The following is a 16,026-nucleotide window of genomic DNA, read 5'->3' as shown; positions in this document are numbered from 1 at the left end:
ACCATGGACTTCAACCTGACTGAAGAGCAGCAGATGCTGCAGGACACCGTGGCCCGCCTGGTCCACGACCAGTACGGCTTCGAGCAGCGCGAACGCCATTACCGCAGCGAGGCCGGTTTCAGCCACGAGTTCTGGCGACAGCTCGGCGAACTGGGCCTGACCGGCGTGCCGATCGCCGAAGCGTTTGGCGGGTTCGGCGGCAGCGGCGTGGACGGCATGCTGGTGATGAACGAGCTGGGTCGCGGCCTGTGCCTGGAGCCGTTCCTGCAATCGCAGATCCACGGCGCCGGCCTGCTGCAGCAGCTCGGCGACGACCGCCAGCGCGAACGCCTGCTGCCGGCGGTAGCCAGCGGCGAACTGCAACTGGCGGTGGCGCTGGAGGAAAGCCAGAGCCACTACCAGTTGCACGACGTGCAGACCCGCGCCGAAGCGGTGGACGGCGGCTGGCGCCTGAACGGGCGCAAGTGCTCGGTGATCGGCGGACACAGCGCCGGGCTGCTGCTGGTTTCCGCGCGCAGTGCCGGCGAGGCGCTGGACGAGCAGGGCATCAGCCTGTTCCTGGTCGATCCGGCTTTGGCTGGCGTGCGCCGCCGCGACTATCCGTGCATCGACGGCCCGCGCGGCTGCGATATCTGGCTCGACAATGTCGTGGTGCCCCATGACGCATTGCTCGGTGCGGCCGGAGAAGCACTCAACGCGCTGCGCTACCAGCAGGGCCGCGCCATCGCCGCGCAGTGCGCCGAGGCGGTCGGCGCGATGCAGGAAGCCTTCCGCATCACCCTCGATTACCTGAAGACCCGCCAGCAGTTCGGCGCGCCCATCGGCAAGCTGCAGGTGCTGCAGCACCGCATGGCGGACATGCGCGGCGAACTGGAGCTGGCCAGCTCGATGGCTATCCTCGCCGCCTGCGTCGCCGACCAGCCGGATAGCGACGAACGTAGCCGCCGCCTCAGCGCGGCCAAGTTCATCGTCACCCGCGCGGCGCGCTTCGTCGCCGAGCAGGCGATCCAGCTGCATGGCGGCATCGGCATGACCTGGGAATACAATCTCGCGCACTACGCCAAGCGCCTGGTGATGCTGAGCCATCAGCTGGGCGACGACGACCATCACCTGCGCGCCTACGCCGACCTGCTGCAGAGCGCCTGAGGAGGAAATGCACATGAGTGGATTCACGCGCATCGGCGTCATCGGCGGCGGCGCCATGGGCCGGGGCATCGCCCAGCTGTTCGCCAGCGCCGGCTGCGAGGTGCTGCTGCACGACAGCCGCACTGAAGCCATCGAACAGGCGCTGGCGTTCAATCGCGAGCAACTGGAACGCGCCGCCGCCAAGGGCAAGTTGAGTGCTGAAGACTTGCAGGCGACCGTGGCGCGCATGCGCCCAGCCGAGACCATTGGCGAGCTGGCCGGCTGCGACCTGCTGATCGAGGCCATAGTCGAGAACCTTGCCGCCAAGCAGGCACTGTTCCGCCAGTTGGAGGAAGTGGCAGGCGAAGATGCGGTGCTGGCGAGCAACACCTCGTCACTCTCGGTCAGCCAGATCGCCAGCGCCTGCCGGCATCCGCAGCGGGTGGCCGGGTTCCACTTCTTCAACCCGGTGCCGCTGATGAAGATCGTCGAGGTGGTGCGCGGCGAGCTGACCGATCCGCAGGTGATCGAGCGGTTGGTCGCACTGGCGGAAAAGGCCGGGCATTTCGCCGCGATCACCCCGGATCTGCCCGGCTTCCTGGTCAATCACGCCGGCCGTGCCTATGGCCCGGAGGCGCTGCGCATCCTTGCCGAGGGCATCGCCACGCCGCAGCAGATCGACCGCATCCTGCGCGACAGCCTGGGCTTCCGCATGGGGCCGTTCGAGCTGTTCGATCTGGTCGGACTGGATGTCGGCCACACGGTGATGGAGTCGATCTACCAGCAGTTCTATCAGGAGCCGCGCTACAGCCCGTCGGCCCTGCTGCCGGCACGGGTGGCTGCCGGGTTGCTGGGGCGCAAGAGTGGGCGGGGGTTCTATCGGTATGTGGACGGCAAGCCTTTGCTTGAGAGCGAGCCTGCGCCGGAACAGGTGGCTATCGACCGGCCGTTCTGGCTGGACAGCGATGATCCGGCTGTTCGTGAGCAGGTCGCTTGCGTGCTGGAAGCGGCCGGTGCTGCGCTGGAAAGCGGTGACCGGCCAGGTTCGCAGGCGATCTGCCTGGTCACTCCGCTGGGCGAGGACGCCACCAGCGCCATCGCCCGCCTGCAACTGCCGGCCGAGCGCAGCCTGGCGCTGGAAACCTTCGCCGGCTTCGACAAACGCCGCGTGCTGATGCGTCAGCCGGCGCTGGACCCGCAGGTGCTGGCGCAGGCGCGGCAGGCCCTCGGTGCGGACGGTGTGCCGGTGGAGGTGATCCACGACTCTCCCGGTTTCATTGCCCAGCGCGTGCTCGCCGGCATCGTCAACCTCGGCTGCGAGATCGCCCAAAGGCGCATCGCCGATCCGGCGACGCTGGACCGCGCGGTGCAGCTTGCCCTCGGTTATCCACATGGGCCGCTGGGGTTCGGCGATCGCTATGGTGCGGTGAAGATCGAGGCGATTCTTCGGCGGATGCACGAGCTGTACCAGGAGCCGCGCTACCGGGTGAGCCCGTGGCTGCGGCGGCGCAATCAGCTCGGCCTGCCGCTGACCGCACCGGAGGAGTGACGGATGCCACTGCAGGAGCGGGCCATGCCCGCGACCTGGCTCGGCACGGCGTGTCGCGGGCATGGCCCGCTCCTGCAATCGTCAAACCCGGCCTCGACCTGTAGGAGCGAGCTTGCTCGCGAACAAAATGCGCTGAGATACCGAGACGGTTGCTCCTACGACATATGCAACATCCGGTCTCCATTCATCCGCCACGCCGGTCGCGCCGCTCTGGATCGATCGTCTCCCCGGCGCTATACCGAAAGACACGGCAGCGAACCCGGTCGTGCCTGACCAGCGGCAGAGGAGGGCATCGCTATGTCGAATGAACTGCTGATACGCAACATGAACCGCGCGGAGCTCGACGAGCTCGTCGGCTGGGCGGCGCGGGAGGGCTGGAATCCCGGGCTGCTCGATGCGGAGCTGTTCTGGGCGGCCGATCCCGAGGCGTTCATTGCCGCCGAGTTCAACGGCGAGATGATCGGCGGCGGCGCCATCACGTCCTACGAGGGCGAGTTCGGCTTCATGGGCTTCTTCATCGTGCGTCCGAAATATCGCGGGCGCGGCTTCGGCGACCGCCTCTGGCACGAGCGCCGGGAGCGGCTGATCGCACGTCTGCAACCGGGGGCGACCATCGGCCTGGATGGCGTGTTCGAGATGCAGGACTACTACGCGAAGGGCGGTTTCGTGTTTTCCCACCGCGACCTGCGTTTCCGCGCCGAGATTCCGGTGCGGCCGAGCAGCACGCCGGTGGACGTCGAGGACATAGTCCCGCTCACCGACTTCTCCTTCGAGGACGTCCTCGCCTACGACCGCACCTGCTTCCCCGCCCCGCGTCCTGCCTTCCTGAAAGGCTGGATCGCCCAGCCGGAGGCGCTCGCCCTGGCCTGCCGGCGTGACGGGCGACTGGCCGGCTACGGCGTGGTGCGCAGCTGCCGCGAAGGCTGCAAGATCGGCCCGCTGTTCGCCGACGACAGCGCCGCGGCCAGCGCGCTCTACTGGCACCTGGCGGGCTACGCCGCCGGCGGCCCGCTGTTCCTCGATACACCGGAGAACAATCCCGCCGCCGTCGAACTGGCGCGGCGCCAGGGCATGACCGAAGTGTTCGGCTGTGCGCGCATGTACCTCGGGCCGGCGCCGGAGCTGGCGCATCATCACGTCTTCGGCGTCACCAGCTTCGAGCTGGGTTGATGGGCGAGCGCGACCTGGCCGGTTACGCCGGCCGCCCACCGCATCCGCACTGGCCCGGCGAGGCGCGGGTGGCGGTGCAGTTCGTGCTGAACGTCGAGGAGGGCGCCGAGTCCTCGATCGGCGAGGGCGATGCGCAATCCGAAGCCTATCTCCACGAGCTGCCGGGCCGCCCGCCGCGCAGCGGCGAGCGCGACCTGAGCGTGGAAGGCATGTACGAATACGGCTCTCGCGCCGGGGTGTGGCGTATCCTCGATCTGTTCGCCGAGCGCGGGTTGCCGCTGACCGCCTTTGCCGTCGGCCGCGCGCTGGAACTGAATCCGGCGATAGGCGCGGCGCTGCGCGACGGCGGCCACGAGGTCGCCGGGCATGGCTATCGCTGGCTGGATTACCGCGAGGTTCCCGAGGAGGAGGAACGCCGGCATATCCGCCTGACCATCGAGGCGATCGAGCGCATCTGCGGCCGCCGTCCGGTCGGCTGGTACACCGGGCGGGTCAGCCGCAACACCCGGCGCCTGCTGCGCGAGGAGGGCGGCTTCCTCTACAGCTCGGACGCCTACAACGACGACCTGCCGTACTGGCTGCCCGACCCGCCGGCGCACCTGATCATCCCCTACACCCTGGTGAACAACGACTGCCGCTACCTGCTGCCGCATGGCTTCGCTTCCGGCGAGGACTTCTTCCAGCTGCTGAGGGACGCCTTCGACCAGCTATGGGAGGAGGGCGCCCGCCAGCCGAAGATGCTCAGCGTCGGCCTGCACGGGCGCATCAGCGGCCATCCCGCGCGGGCGCGGGCGCTGGCGCGCTTCCTCGATCACGTGCAGGCGCACGACGGAGTGTGGGTGTGCCGGCGCGAGGAGATCGCCCGGCACTGGATGGGCATCGATCCGGCCTGAATGGCCGTCAGAAATGCCATTCCACATGCAGCGTCGGCGCACGGGTGTTGACGCCCGGCTTGTGCACCGCGCCGTACTTGTGGTGCCACCACTCGTAGCCCGGGCCGACCCAGAACTTGTTCTTCTCGCCGAACGCCAGCTTGCCGACGTCGACCATCAGCGCGCCACGCACCAGGCTTTCCTCGCCGGTGTCCTGGCGGAAGTAGTCCTCGCCCTTCTCGGTCTTGTAGCTGGCGAAGCCGTGGAACTTCAGCGGCACTTCGCCGGCCTGGAAGGGGTAGCCCCAGGCCAGGTGGATCACGTAGTACGGGTCGAACTCGATGTTCTCGGTCTGGCAGGCGGGCAGGCCGCAGTGGTTCCACTCCATGGAGTAGAACAGGCTGAGGTCGAGGTAGCCGGGCACGTCGAACTTGATCGTCGGGCCGAGCAGCAACTGGCGCTTGCGGGTGGAGAAGTCGGTGTTCTTGTAGTTCAGCTCGATGCCGCCGCTGAGGGCGATGTCCTTGATCGGGCCGTAGCGGAACGAGCGGTCGAACAGCTTGCTCAGGTAGAGCTGGTGGCGATAGACAATGTACGCCTCGATGGCGCCGGAGTCGCTGTCCTTCTTCGGGTCGTTGCTGTCGGACTTGAGGATGTCGAGGTTGAAGAAGTTCATGCCCCACTCGTTACCGTTGGCATGGCCGAGCTGGTAGATCTCCTTCTGGATCTTCTTGTCCACCGGCGGTTCAGTGAAGTGCTCGCCGTAGCGGAAGCCGACGAAGGTGTCGCTCCAGTCGGCGGCCTGTGCGCCCGCTGCGGCAGCGGTCAGGGTGAATACGGTCAGTACCTTGCAAATGCGTTCTTGTAGTTGTTTTGCGTTCATCGAGGTGCGGTTCCGAATCGGTTGCCGCCCGCGCGGGATCGCCGTGCGGGCAGCGAGGAGGAAGGCGGGCGGGTGGCCCGCCGCGGGTTCACTTCATGGTCGGCATGACGAAGTCGGCGCCGTTGCGGATGCCGCTCATCCAGCGCGAGGTGACGGTCTTCAGCCGGGTGTAGAAGCGCACGCCTTCCGGGCCGTGCATGTGGTGGTCGCCGAACAGCGAGTTCTTCCAGCCGCCGAAGCTGTGGAAGGCCATGGGCACCGGGATCGGCACGTTGATGCCGACCATGCCGACCTGGATCTCGTGGGCGAACATGCGCGCCGAGTCGCCGTCGCGGGTGAAGATGGCGGTGCCGTTGGCGTACTGGTGGGCGTTGATCAGCGCCACCGCTTCCTGGTAGCTCTGCACCCGCACCACGCCGAGCACCGGGCCGAAGATTTCCTCCTGGTAGATGCGCATCTGCGGGGTGACGTGGTCGAACAGGCTGCCGCCTAGGTAGAAGCCGTCCTCGTAGCCCGGCTGCTGCATGCGGAACTCGCGGCCGTCGACCACCAGCGCGGCGCCTTCCTCGACGCCGATGTCGACGTAGCCGCGCACACGGTCGCGGTGCTCGCCGGTGATCAGCGGCCCCATCTCCGCCTGCGGGTCGGTGCCCGGGCCGATCTTCAGCGCCCGCACGCGCGGCGCCAGGCGTTCGATCAGCGCGTCGGCGGTGGCGTCGCCCACCGCCACGGCGATGGAGATCGCCATGCAGCGTTCGCCGGCGGCGCCGTAGGCCGCGCCCATCAGTGCGTCGGCGGCCTTGTCGAGGTCGGCGTCGGGCATCACCACCATGTGGTTCTTCGCCCCGCCGAGGGCCTGCACGCGCTTGCCGTTGGCCGCGCCGGTGGCGTAGATGTAGCGCGCGATCGGGGTGGAGCCGACGAAGCTGACGGCCTGGACGTCCGGGTGGGCGAGGATCGCGTCCACCGCTTCCTTGTCGCCGTTGACCACGTTGAACACGCCGGCGGGCAGGCCGGCCTCGGCCAGCAGTTCGGCGAGGAACAACGCCGCCGACGGATCGCGCTCGGACGGCTTGAGGACGAAGGTGTTGCCGCAGGCCAGGGCCACCGGGAACATCCACAGCGCGACCATCGCCGGGAAGTTGAACGGGGTGATCCCGGCGACCACGCCGAGGGCCTGGCGCAGCGCGTGGGAGTCGATGTTGCTGCCGATGTTCTCGCTGGCCTCGCCCTTGAGCAGGTGCGGGCCGCCGCAGGCGAACTCCACCACCTCGATGCCGCGCACCACTTCGCCCATGGCGTCGGAGTGCACCTTGCCGTGCTCGGCGGTGATGATCGCCGCGAGCTTCTCGGCGTTCTGTTCCAGCAGTTCCCTGAAGCGGCCGAGCACCCGCGCGCGGCGCAGCGGGGTGGTCGCCGACCAGGCCGGGAAGGCGGCCTTCGCGGCGGCCACCGCTTCGTTCAGTTCGGCGACGCTGGCCAGCGGCACCTGGGCGCTGATCTGGCCGGTGGCCGGGTTGCGCACGTCGGCGACGCGGCCGCTGCGGCCCTCGCTGCGACGGCCGTCGATGTAGTGCTGCAGGATGGTGGTCATGGTTTTTCTCCGCATGAGCAGTCCCGTTCCGGCACGTGGGGGCGTGCCGGGCTGGCGGGGCTGCAGGTCAGTGGTGGATGGTCAGGAGGCGGCGCTTCCAGCCGGCTTCAATGCTGTCGCCGGGGCGGCGAGCGGCACTTCGGCCTGGGGCATGAAGAACATGATCAGCGTGCCGAGGGCGAAGAAGCCGGCGCACACCAGCAGCCCGAGCCCCAGGCTGTGGCTGGTGGCGATGCCGCTCAGCAGCAGCGGGGCGAAGGCGGCCAGGCCGCGGCCGAAGTTGAAGCAGAAGCCGGCGCCGATGGTGCGCACGCGCACCGGGTAGAGGGCGCTGAAGTAGGAGGCGAACAGGCTGGCGAAGGCGTAGAAGAACGCATACACCGGGCCCAGCCAGAACAGCACCTGGTTGTCCGTGGTGAGGGCGTAGACCGCCAGCATAACCGCGCTGCCGAGCAGCGACAGCAGGGTGGCGTTGCGCTTGCCGATGCGGTCGGCGAACAGGCCGAAGGCGTTGATGCCGATGAAGGCGCCGATGTTCAGGATGGTCATGAAGTGCGCCATCATGCCGATCTCCAGCCCGCGCTCCTGCACCAGGTAGGTCGGCAGCCAGGTGCTGGCGCCCCAGAAACCGATCACCGAGCAGCTCGCCGCGGCGGTGCCGAGCAGGGTCAGGCGCAGCAGGTCGGGGGCGAAGATCTCCCGTACCGAAGCCTTGACCGGAGCCTCCGCGCTGCTCGCGGCGCTGTCCTTCTGCGCCTTCCACTCCGGCGATTCGGGGACGAACAGCCAGAGGTAGAGCACCGGGATCAGCGTCGAGATGCCCGCGGCGAGGAACAGCATCTGCCAGTCCGGCAGGAACGCCTTGCCGGCCATCGCGGCGATGGCGGCGCCCACCGGGAAGGAGCTGAGCACGAAGCCGGTGGCGCGGGCGCGCTGGTGTTGCGGCCAGGTCTCGGCGATGTAGGCCGAGACGATGCCCCACACCCCGCCGAGACCCAGGCCGGAGAGGAAGCGCAGCAACAGCAGCAGGTACCAGTTGCCGGTGGAGGCAACCAGCATGGTCAGCGCGCCGAAGCTGATCAGCGAGGCCAGCAGCGCCTTGCGCCGGCCGAAGTTGTCGGAGTACCAGCCGGTGGTGATGCTGCTGAAGCCGATGCCGAGCAGCGTCGCCGAGGCGAGCATGCCGGCTTCGCCGATGCTCAGGCCGAGGTCCTGGCGGATCACCGGCAGGGCGATGGTCAGCAGGATGATTTCCATCGCATCGAACAGATAGGCGAGGAAGCCGCCGACGAGCACGTGCCATTTCGAGATGTTGTGCATGGTCGCGTCTCCGTCAGCCGTTCAGCCGGTGCGTGGATCGGTGGATCGAGTGGGTGTGCCGCATGGGTTTCTCCTTGTTCTTGTTGTGTACGGCGCTGGGCGCGGCTGGCGCCCGGCAGATCGGGGATCGCTAGAGCAGGACGCAGCTCTCCTCGAAGGGCAGGCGCGGGCTGCGCGGGAAGAGTTTTTCCGGGTCGCCGTAGCCGAGGTTGCAGAGGAAGTTGGTCTTCACCCGCTGGCCGGGGAAGCAGCCGTCGGCGCCGAAGAATTCGCGGTCGACCATGGCGTGGTCGAAGCCGGACATCGGCCCGCAGTCCAGGCCCAGGGCGCGCGCGGCGAGGATGAGGTAGCCGCCCTGCAGCGAGCCGTTGCGCAGCGCCGCGGTCTCGATCATCTGCGGCTGCGCGGCGTACCAGTCGCGCATCCCGGGGTTGTGCGGGAACAGGCGCGGCAACTGCTCGTGGAAGCCGGCGTCGTAGCCGATGATGGCGGTCACCGGCGCGCTCAGGGTCTTCTCCAGGTTGCCCGGGGCGAGCGCCGGCTGCAGGCGCGCCTTGGCCTCGGCGCTGCGCAGGAAGACGATGCGCGCCGGGCAGCCGTTGGTGCTGGTCGGGCCCCAGCGCACCAGGTCGTAGATGGCGCGCAGGGTGTCGTCGCTGACGTCCCGGTCGAGCCAGCCGTTCTGGCTGCGGGCGTTGCGGAACAGCAGGTCGAGTCCCGGTTCGGAAAGTGCTTCTTTCATGGTGCTGGGCTCCTGTGGTCAGCGGTGGTTGTGGCGCTGGCGCTCGGCGAGCGAACGCGGGGCGACGCTTTCTTCTTCGTCGCTGCCGCCGAGGAAGAACTCCACCGACATCGGCGGGCCCCACTGGTAGAGGCTGGAGTCGCAGGCCTGGGTGCAGTTCATCGGCGATTCGTGGTTGAACAGGTCGCCATCGGTGAAGTGCTCGATGAGGTTGCCGGAGGGGTCGCGCCAGTAGTCGAAGATCTGGCTGCCGAGCACATGCCGGCCGACCCCCCAGAAAGGCGTCCAGCCCTGTTCGTTCATCCATTCGTGGCCGAGGCACTGGGCGTCGAAGTCCTGCACTTCGAAGGAGGCGTGGTGGACCACGTCCTTGCCGGCCTGGAACAGCGCGATGGTGTGGTGGTCGGTCCAGTGGTCGCCGCGGTCCAGGCGCAGGAAGGCGGCGGCCGGGCAGTCGCGCTCCTCGCCCTCGACGATCAGGTCGGACGGCAGCATGCCGAGCACGCTGCGGTACCAGTCGATCATCGCCGTCATGTCGGCGACGCCGATGGCAACGTGGCCGAGGCGCATGACTTGCGCCGCGCCCTTGCCGGGTCGCTGAACTTCGCCGAAGCGGCGTTTTTCCACCGCGGAGTTGAGCACCAGCGCCGAACGGTGGGGCAGCGGCTCGACCGGCTGGATGCCGTGGACCAGCTCGATGCGCCGGCCGGATGGGTCGTGCAGGACCACGCAATGGCCGCCGCCGGGATGCTCCAGCGGCTGGATCGGCGAGGCGCCGGGCAGGCGCTCGGCAGCCTGCAGGTCGTCGAGGGTTTCCACGGCGAAGGCGATGGCGCCGAAGGCCGGGGTGTCGGCGCGTTCGGCGATGTAGACGTAGGGCAGCGGCCCGGTGCCGCGCAGGTACAGGCGCTGTTCGCTGCGGTGGGCCACGACCAGGCCGAAGTCGAGCAGGAAGCGTTCGAGGCGGTCGAGGTCGGCATGCCGGTAGACCACGTGGTTGATGTCTTTGATGTGCAGCATGGCTGCGTCTCCTCGGCCGTGGCCGGCGACAGGTTCGGGGCGTTCGGCGGCGGGATGGCCTTTTTCCGGGCGGCCGTGTCCGCGGACCGCGAAACGGTCCGGGCGCAGGCAGCCGGGAGCACCGGCGCGGCGCTAGGCCGGCCGGGCGAATCCCGCCTGGTTCAGGGCGAACGGGTTATGGGCGAACTGTGGCGCGGCCTCAGGCCGGCGGAGTCTCGGCGGCGATCGGGTTGCTCAGGGTGCCGATCCCTTCGATCTCGACGGTGCAGACGTCGCCGGGCTGCATGAACAGCATGGGGCGGCGGGCCCAGCCGATACCGGCCGGGGTGCCGGTGACGATCACGTCGCCCGGTTCGAGGGTCACCGCTTCGCTGAGCACGGCGATCAGTTCGGCGACATCGAAGACCATGTCGGTGGTGTTGCCCTGCTGCTCGATCCTGCCGTTGAGGCGGGTGATCAGGCCGAGACCCTTGGCGCCCGCGGGCAGCTCGTCGGCGCTGACGAAGGTGGGGCCGAAGGCGCCGGTGGCGTCGAAGTTCTTGCCGATGGTCCATTGCGGCGACTTGAACTGGTAATCGCGCACCGAGGCTTCGTTGAAGATGGAATAGCCGGCGACATATTCCAGCGCGCGTTCACGCGGGATGTGGCGGCCGCGGCTGCCGATGATCACCGCCAGTTCGCCTTCGTAGTCCAGCTGCTCGGACGCCTGCGGACGGACGATGGCGTCGCCGTGACCGATCAGGGTGGTGGCGAAGCGCGGGAAGAAGGTGGGGTAGGAGGGCTGCTCGTAAGGGCTTTCCCTGGTGTGGTCGGCATAGTTCAGGCCGACGCAGACGATCTTGCCGGGGCGCTCGATGGGTGGCAGATGGCGGATGCTGGAGGCATCCAGGAGAGGGGCTTCGCCGAGCTTGCGGTGCGCCAGCTGCAGCGCTTCAGGGCCGGCTTCCAGCAGTTGCTGCAGCGAGCCCGGATAGCCTGGCTGGTTTTCGCTGAGGCCGCGCAGGCCGGCGTCGGTTTCCACGGCAAGGCCCTTGGCGGAGCCTTCGGCAAAGTGCACGAAACGCATGATCTGTACCTCGCTGTTATTCTTTTTCAAGGTTTCAGTAAACGGTAACGTACCGTACCGTTTTGTCGAGATTCCCATGCGCAATGTCTTCTGTCAACTCGGAGCCAAGAAGTTTTGCGAATATGCCGCCGGGCTTCGATTCGATTTCATTACATGCCTGGAGCCCCCTGCAGGCCGCGGGTAGGCTATGTACGGTTGTTCGGACAGATTCGCTGGACGTGGGAGGGAAGGTTCGTTGAACGAGCGGGTGGAAAGTCAGAGGCAGGTCGAGAAGCGCGAGGGCATCCTCGCGGCGGCGACGGAAATGTTCCTGGAGGAGGGCTACGCCGGGGTCAGCGTGGACGCGATCATCGCGCGCATCGGTGGCTCCAAGCGCACCCTGTACGCCTATTTCGGCGACAAGGACGGGCTGTTCGCGGCGATCATCGCGCGCCTCTGCGAGGAGATCGTCAATCCGCTCACGCACATGGACCTCAAGCGCAAGCCCTTGCAGGACGCGCTGCGCGAGATCGCCGGGACCTTCCTCGAGGTGATCCTGGCACCGCGCACCATCGCCATGCACCGGCTGGTGGTGGCCGAGGCGCCGCGCGCTCCGGAGGCCGCCCGCTCGTTCTTCGAGGCGGCGCCGGGGGCGGCCTACCGCTGCCTGGCCGAGTACTTCACCTGGGCCGATGGCGCCGGGCTGGTGCGCCCGGGGGATGCGCGCACGCGGGCGGTGATCTTCCTCGATGCGCTGACCGGCGACCTGCAGCTGCGCTGTCTGCTGGGGCTGCTGGAGTCGCCCACCCGGGCGCAGAAACAGCGGCTCATCGACGAGGCGATCGAGGTATTCACGGAGGGTTTGTCCATCGCCAGGGAATAGCCGGAGCGATCGCGCATCGGCGGGCGTTTCAATTTGTGGTGCGGTTCGTTACCGTTTTGTATGGCGGCCGACGGCGATTCTCGCGCCGGCCTCCCCGCAGTTCCAGGCCCTGACACCGGAGTGCAGAATGCAGGACATCGACCCCACTGAAACGCAAGAATGGCTGGACTCGCTGGAGTCCGTTCTCGAACACGAAGGCGAGGAGCGCGCCCACTACCTGCTGACGCGCATGGGCGAACTGGCGACCCGCACCGGGACCCAGCTGCCCTATGCGATCACCACGCCCTACCGCAACACCATTCCGGTGACCCACGAGGCGCGCATGCCGGGCGACCTGTTCATGGAGCGGCGCATCCGTTCGCTGATCCGCTGGAACGCGGTGGCCATGGTGATGCGCGCCAACCGGCTGGACCCGGACCTGGGCGGGCACATCTCCACCTTCGCCTCCTCGGCGACCCTCTACGACATCGGCTTCAACTACTTCTTCCAGGCACCCACCGAGGAGCATGGCGGCGACCTGCTGTTCATCCAGGGTCCGACCGCGCCGGGGGTGTACGCCCGCGCCTTCCTCGAAGGGCGGATCAGCGAGGAGCAGCTGGACAACTTCCGCCAGGAGGTGGACGGCAACGGCCTGTCCTCCTACCCGCACCCGTGGCTGATGCCGGACTTCTGGCAGTTCCCCACCGTGTCCATGGGCCTCGGCCCGATCCAGGCCATCTACCAGGCGCGCTTCATGAAGTACCTGGAAAGCCGCGGCTTCATCCCCGCCGGCAAGCAGAAGGTCTGGTGCTTCCTTGGCGACGGCGAGTGCGACGAACCGGAGGCGTTGGGCGCCATTTCCCTGGCCGGCCGCGAGAAACTGGACAACCTGATCTTCGTGGTCAACTGCAACCTGCAGCGCCTGGACGGCCCGGTACGCGGCAACGGCAAGATCATCCAGGAACTGGAAGGCGTGTTCCGTGGCGCCGGCTGGAGCGTCCTCAAGGTCATCTGGGGCCGCTTATGGGACCCGCTGTTCGCCAAGGACACCGCCGGCCTGCTGCAGCGGCGCATGGACGAGGTGGTCGACGGCGAATACCAGAACTACAAGGCCAACGACGGCGCCTTCGTCCGCGAGCATTTCTTCGACAGCCCCGAACTCAAGGAGATGGTCAAGGACCTCTCCGACGAGGAAATCTGGAAGCTCAACCGTGGCGGCCACGACCCGTACAAGGTCTATGCGGCCTACCACCGGGCGGTGAACCACAAGGGCGAGCCCACCGTGATCCTGGCCAAGACGGTGAAGGGCTATGGCACCGGCGCCGGCGAGGCGAAGAACATCGCGCACAACGTGAAGAAGGTGGATATCGAGAGCCTCAGGCTGTTCCGCGACCGCTTCGACATCCCGGTGCGCGACGACCAGCTGGAAAGCCTGCCGTACTGCCGCCTGGACCTGGACAGCCCGGAATACAAGTACCTGCAGGAGCGCCGCGATGCGCTGGGCGGCTTCATGCCGAAGCGGCGGCCGGACAGCTTCAGCGTGCCGACTCCGCCGCTGGAAACCCTCAAGGCGATCCTCGACGGCACCGGCGACCGCGAGATTTCCACCACCATGGCCTTCGTGCGCATCCTCTCGCAGCTGGTCAAGGACAAGGAGCTCGGCCCGCGCATCGTGCCGATCATTCCCGACGAGGCGCGCACCTTCGGCATGGAGGGCATGTTCCGCCAGCTCGGCATCTATTCCTCGGTCGGCCAGCTGTACGAGCCCGTCGACAAGGACCAGGTGATGTTCTACCGCGAGGACAAGAAGGGCCAGATTCTCGAAGAGGGCATCAACGAGGCCGGCGCCATGTCGTCGTTCATCGCCGCCGGCACTTCCTACAGCAACCACAACCAGCCGATGCTGCCGTTCTACATCTTCTACTCGATGTTCGGCCTGCAGCGCGTCGGCGACCTCGCCTGGGCGGCCGGCGACAGCCGGACCCGCGGCTTCCTGGTCGGCGGCACTTCCGGGCGCACCACGCTGAACGGCGAGGGCCTGCAGCACGAGGACGGGCACAGCCATATCCTCGCCTCGGTGATTCCCAACTGCCGCACCTATGACCCGACCTATGCCTACGAGCTGGCGGTGATCGTCCGCGAAGGCGCGCGGCAGATGATCGAGGAGCGGCAGAACGTCTTCTACTACGTCACCGTGATGAACGAGGCCTACCCGCAGCCGGCCATGCCGCAGGGCGTCGAGGAAGGCATCATCAGGGGCATGTACCTGCTCAAGGAAGACAGGAAGGAAGCCGCGCACCACGTGCAGCTGCTGGGTTCCGGCACCATCCTGCGCGAAGTCGAGGAAGCCGCGAAGATCCTCCGCGAGCAGTTCGGCATCGGCGCCGACGTGTGGAGCGTGCCGAGCTTCAACGAACTGCGCCGCGACGGCCTGGCCATCGAGCGCTGGAACCGCCTGCATCCGGAGCAGAAGCCGAAGCAGAGCTACGTCGAGCAGTGCCTCACCGGCCGCAAGGGCCCGGTGATCGCCTCCACCGACTACATGAAGCTCTTCGCCGAGCAGATCCGCCAGTGGGTCCCGGGCAAGGAGTACAAGGTCCTCGGCACCGACGGCTTCGGCCGCAGCGACACCCGCCGCAAGCTGCGTCACTTCTTCGAGGTGGACCGCAACTGGGTGGTGCTGGCCGCGCTGGAAGCGCTGGCCGACCGTGGCGAGATCGAGCCGAAGGTGGTGGCCGAGGCCATCGTCAAGCTCGGCATCGATCCTGAAAAACGCAACCCGCTGGACTGCTGAGGAGAGGCACGATGAGTGAGTTGATTCGCGTACCCGACATCGGCAGCGGCGAAGGGGAAGTCATCGAACTGCTGGTCAAGGTCGGCGACGGCGTCGAGGCCGACCAGAGCCTGCTGACCCTGGAGTCGGACAAGGCCAGCATGGAAATCCCCAGCCCGAGGGCCGGGGTGGTGAAGAGCATCAAGGTCAAGCTGGGCGACACCCTGAAGGAAGGCGACGAGATTCTCGAGCTGGAAGTCGAGGGTGGTGCCGCGGCCGCCGAAGCGCCTGCGGCCAAAACTGAAGAACCTGCTGCAGCACCGGCGCCGCAGGCCGCCGCTCCGGCCCCGCAGGCTGCTGCACCCGCTTCCGCGGCAGCGGCCAGCGTGCAGGACATCCAGGTTCCGGACATCGGCTCGGCCGGCAAGGCCAGCGTCATCGAGGTGATGGTCCAGGCCGGCGACACGGTGGAAGCCGACCAGTCGCTGATCACCCTGGAGTCGGACAAGGCCAGCATGGAAATCCCCTCGCCGGCCGCCGGCGTGGTGGAAAGCGTGACGGTCAAGGTCGGTGACGAAGTCGGCACCGGCGACCTGATCCTCAAGCTCAAGGTGGCTGGCGCTGCTGCTCCGGCCGCCGCCGAACAACCTGCCGCAGCCCCGGCTGCGGCGCCCGCTCCGGCACCGGCTGCCGCTGCGCCTGCGCCGCAAGCCGCTGCTCCGGAGGCGCCCGCCGCTCCGCCGGTCGGCGCACCGAGCCGCGACGGCGCCAAGGTGCATGCCGGCCCGGCCGTGCGCATGCTGGCCCGCGAGTTCGGCGTCGAGCTGGCCGTCGTTCCGGGGACCGGTCCGAAGGGCCGCATCCTCAAGGAAGACGTGCAGGTCTACGTCAAGGCGATGATGCAGAAGGCCAAGGAAGCGCCGGCCGGCGCGACCGGCGGTGCCGGCATCCCGCCGATTCCGGAAGTCGACTTCAGCAAGTTCGGCGAAGTGGAAGAAGTGGCGATGACCCGCCTGATGCAGGTCGGCGCCGCCAACCTGCACCGCAGCTGGCTGAACGTGCCGCACGTGA

13 protein-coding genes are annotated in these 16,026 nt (G+C 67.8%); 7 read left to right on the top strand and 6 right to left on the bottom strand.

Annotated features, from left to right (window positions below):
• The first annotated feature begins 3 nt into the window (after positions 1-3).
• The 4 genes from BLR75_RS12740 (at position 4) to BLR75_RS12725 (ending at position 4,737) form a co-directional block, all read left to right on the top strand.
• A complete protein-coding gene (locus tag BLR75_RS12740) occupies positions 4-1,146 on the top strand; it encodes an acyl-CoA dehydrogenase family protein (protein ID WP_084309756.1) in 1,143 nt (380 codons plus the stop codon).
• 13 nt (positions 1,147-1,159) lie between these two features.
• On the top strand, positions 1,160-2,674 hold the full coding sequence (locus BLR75_RS12735; RefSeq protein ID WP_084309757.1) for a 3-hydroxyacyl-CoA dehydrogenase: 1,515 nt from the start codon (positions 1,160-1,162) through the stop codon (positions 2,672-2,674).
• Positions 2,675-2,971: 297 nt separating this feature from the next.
• Positions 2,972-3,844 carry a GNAT family N-acetyltransferase gene (locus BLR75_RS12730; protein ID WP_084309758.1) on the top strand — a complete coding sequence of 291 codons (873 nt, stop codon included), beginning with the start codon at positions 2,972-2,974 and terminating at the stop codon, positions 3,842-3,844.
• Positions 3,844-4,737, top strand: coding sequence for a polysaccharide deacetylase family protein (locus BLR75_RS12725; RefSeq protein ID WP_084309759.1), 894 nt, complete (start codon positions 3,844-3,846; stop codon positions 4,735-4,737). The genes BLR75_RS12730 and BLR75_RS12725 overlap by 1 nt, the downstream gene beginning before the upstream one ends.
• Positions 4,738-4,744: 7 nt before the next feature.
• Here BLR75_RS12725 and BLR75_RS12720 read toward each other — a convergent pair whose 3' ends face one another.
• The 6 genes from BLR75_RS12720 to BLR75_RS12695 all read right to left on the bottom strand — a co-directional run bounded on the left by BLR75_RS12720 (position 4,745) and on the right by BLR75_RS12695 (position 11,341).
• Positions 4,745-5,599, bottom strand: coding sequence for a hypothetical protein (locus BLR75_RS12720; protein WP_084309760.1), 855 nt, complete (start codon positions 5,597-5,599; stop codon positions 4,745-4,747).
• Positions 5,600-5,687: 88 nt separating this feature from the next.
• On the bottom strand, positions 5,688-7,193 hold the full coding sequence (locus BLR75_RS12715) for a CoA-acylating methylmalonate-semialdehyde dehydrogenase (RefSeq protein ID WP_084309761.1): 1,506 nt from the start codon (positions 7,191-7,193) through the stop codon (positions 5,688-5,690).
• Positions 7,194-7,274: 81 nt separating this feature from the next.
• Positions 7,275-8,513 carry an MFS transporter gene (locus BLR75_RS12710; RefSeq protein ID WP_084309762.1) on the bottom strand — a complete coding sequence of 413 codons (1,239 nt, stop codon included), beginning with the start codon at positions 8,511-8,513 and terminating at the stop codon, positions 7,275-7,277.
• Positions 8,514-8,643: 130 nt separating this feature from the next.
• Entirely contained in the window at positions 8,644-9,255 is a 612-nt protein-coding gene (locus tag BLR75_RS12705; protein WP_084309763.1) for a malonic semialdehyde reductase, read from the bottom strand.
• A gap of 18 nt (positions 9,256-9,273) precedes the next feature.
• A complete protein-coding gene (locus BLR75_RS12700) occupies positions 9,274-10,275 on the bottom strand; it encodes a 2,4,5-trihydroxytoluene oxygenase (RefSeq protein ID WP_084309764.1) in 1,002 nt (333 codons plus the stop codon).
• A 199-nt stretch (positions 10,276-10,474) separates the two neighbouring features.
• On the bottom strand, positions 10,475-11,341 hold the full coding sequence (locus tag BLR75_RS12695) for a fumarylacetoacetate hydrolase family protein (protein WP_084309765.1): 867 nt from the start codon (positions 11,339-11,341) through the stop codon (positions 10,475-10,477).
• A 247-nt stretch (positions 11,342-11,588) separates the two neighbouring features.
• Here BLR75_RS12695 and BLR75_RS12690 point away from each other — a divergent pair, with 247 nt between their 5' ends.
• From BLR75_RS12690 to BLR75_RS12680, 3 genes are all read left to right on the top strand, one after another.
• Positions 11,589-12,203 (top strand): TetR/AcrR family transcriptional regulator, encoded by a 615-nt coding sequence (locus tag BLR75_RS12690; protein WP_245726142.1) that lies wholly within the window; start codon positions 11,589-11,591, stop codon positions 12,201-12,203.
• 127 nt (positions 12,204-12,330) lie between these two features.
• On the top strand, positions 12,331-14,976 hold the full coding sequence (gene aceE / locus BLR75_RS12685; RefSeq protein ID WP_090416069.1) for a pyruvate dehydrogenase (acetyl-transferring), homodimeric type: 2,646 nt from the start codon (positions 12,331-12,333) through the stop codon (positions 14,974-14,976).
• Between the two features lie 11 nt (positions 14,977-14,987).
• The coding region (locus BLR75_RS12680) for a biotin/lipoyl-containing protein (RefSeq protein ID WP_175469374.1) at positions 14,988-16,026 on the top strand (1,039 nt) is incomplete at its 3' end.

It is taken from the genome of Pseudomonas jinjuensis (genome assembly GCF_900103845.1).
In the GTDB taxonomy this organism is placed as follows: domain Bacteria; phylum Pseudomonadota; class Gammaproteobacteria; order Pseudomonadales; family Pseudomonadaceae; genus Pseudomonas; species Pseudomonas jinjuensis.
This window is presented reverse-complemented; position numbering and strand designations above follow the sequence as displayed.

Bases quoted from the DNA above. Each gene is read 5' to 3' on its own strand.
- aceE (WP_090416069.1), top strand. From the start codon at position 12,331: ATGCAGGACATCGACCCCACTGAAACGCAAGAATGGCTGGACTCGCTG.
- BLR75_RS12725 (WP_084309759.1), top strand. From the start codon at position 3,844: ATGGGCGAGCGCGACCTGGCCGGTTACGCCGGCCGCCCACCGCATCCG.
- BLR75_RS12720 (WP_084309760.1), bottom strand. From the start codon at position 5,599: ATGAACGCAAAACAACTACAAGAACGCATTTGCAAGGTACTGACCGTA.
- BLR75_RS12715 (WP_084309761.1), bottom strand. From the start codon at position 7,193: ATGACCACCATCCTGCAGCACTACATCGACGGCCGTCGCAGCGAGGGC.
- BLR75_RS12740 (WP_084309756.1), top strand. From the start codon at position 4: ATGGACTTCAACCTGACTGAAGAGCAGCAGATGCTGCAGGACACCGTG.
- BLR75_RS12700 (WP_084309764.1), bottom strand. From the start codon at position 10,275: ATGCTGCACATCAAAGACATCAACCACGTGGTCTACCGGCATGCCGAC.
- BLR75_RS12735 (WP_084309757.1), top strand. From the start codon at position 1,160: ATGAGTGGATTCACGCGCATCGGCGTCATCGGCGGCGGCGCCATGGGC.
- BLR75_RS12730 (WP_084309758.1), top strand. From the start codon at position 2,972: ATGTCGAATGAACTGCTGATACGCAACATGAACCGCGCGGAGCTCGAC.
- BLR75_RS12705 (WP_084309763.1), bottom strand. From the start codon at position 9,255: ATGAAAGAAGCACTTTCCGAACCGGGACTCGACCTGCTGTTCCGCAAC.
- BLR75_RS12695 (WP_084309765.1), bottom strand. From the start codon at position 11,341: ATGCGTTTCGTGCACTTTGCCGAAGGCTCCGCCAAGGGCCTTGCCGTG.
- BLR75_RS12710 (WP_084309762.1), bottom strand. From the start codon at position 8,513: ATGCACAACATCTCGAAATGGCACGTGCTCGTCGGCGGCTTCCTCGCC.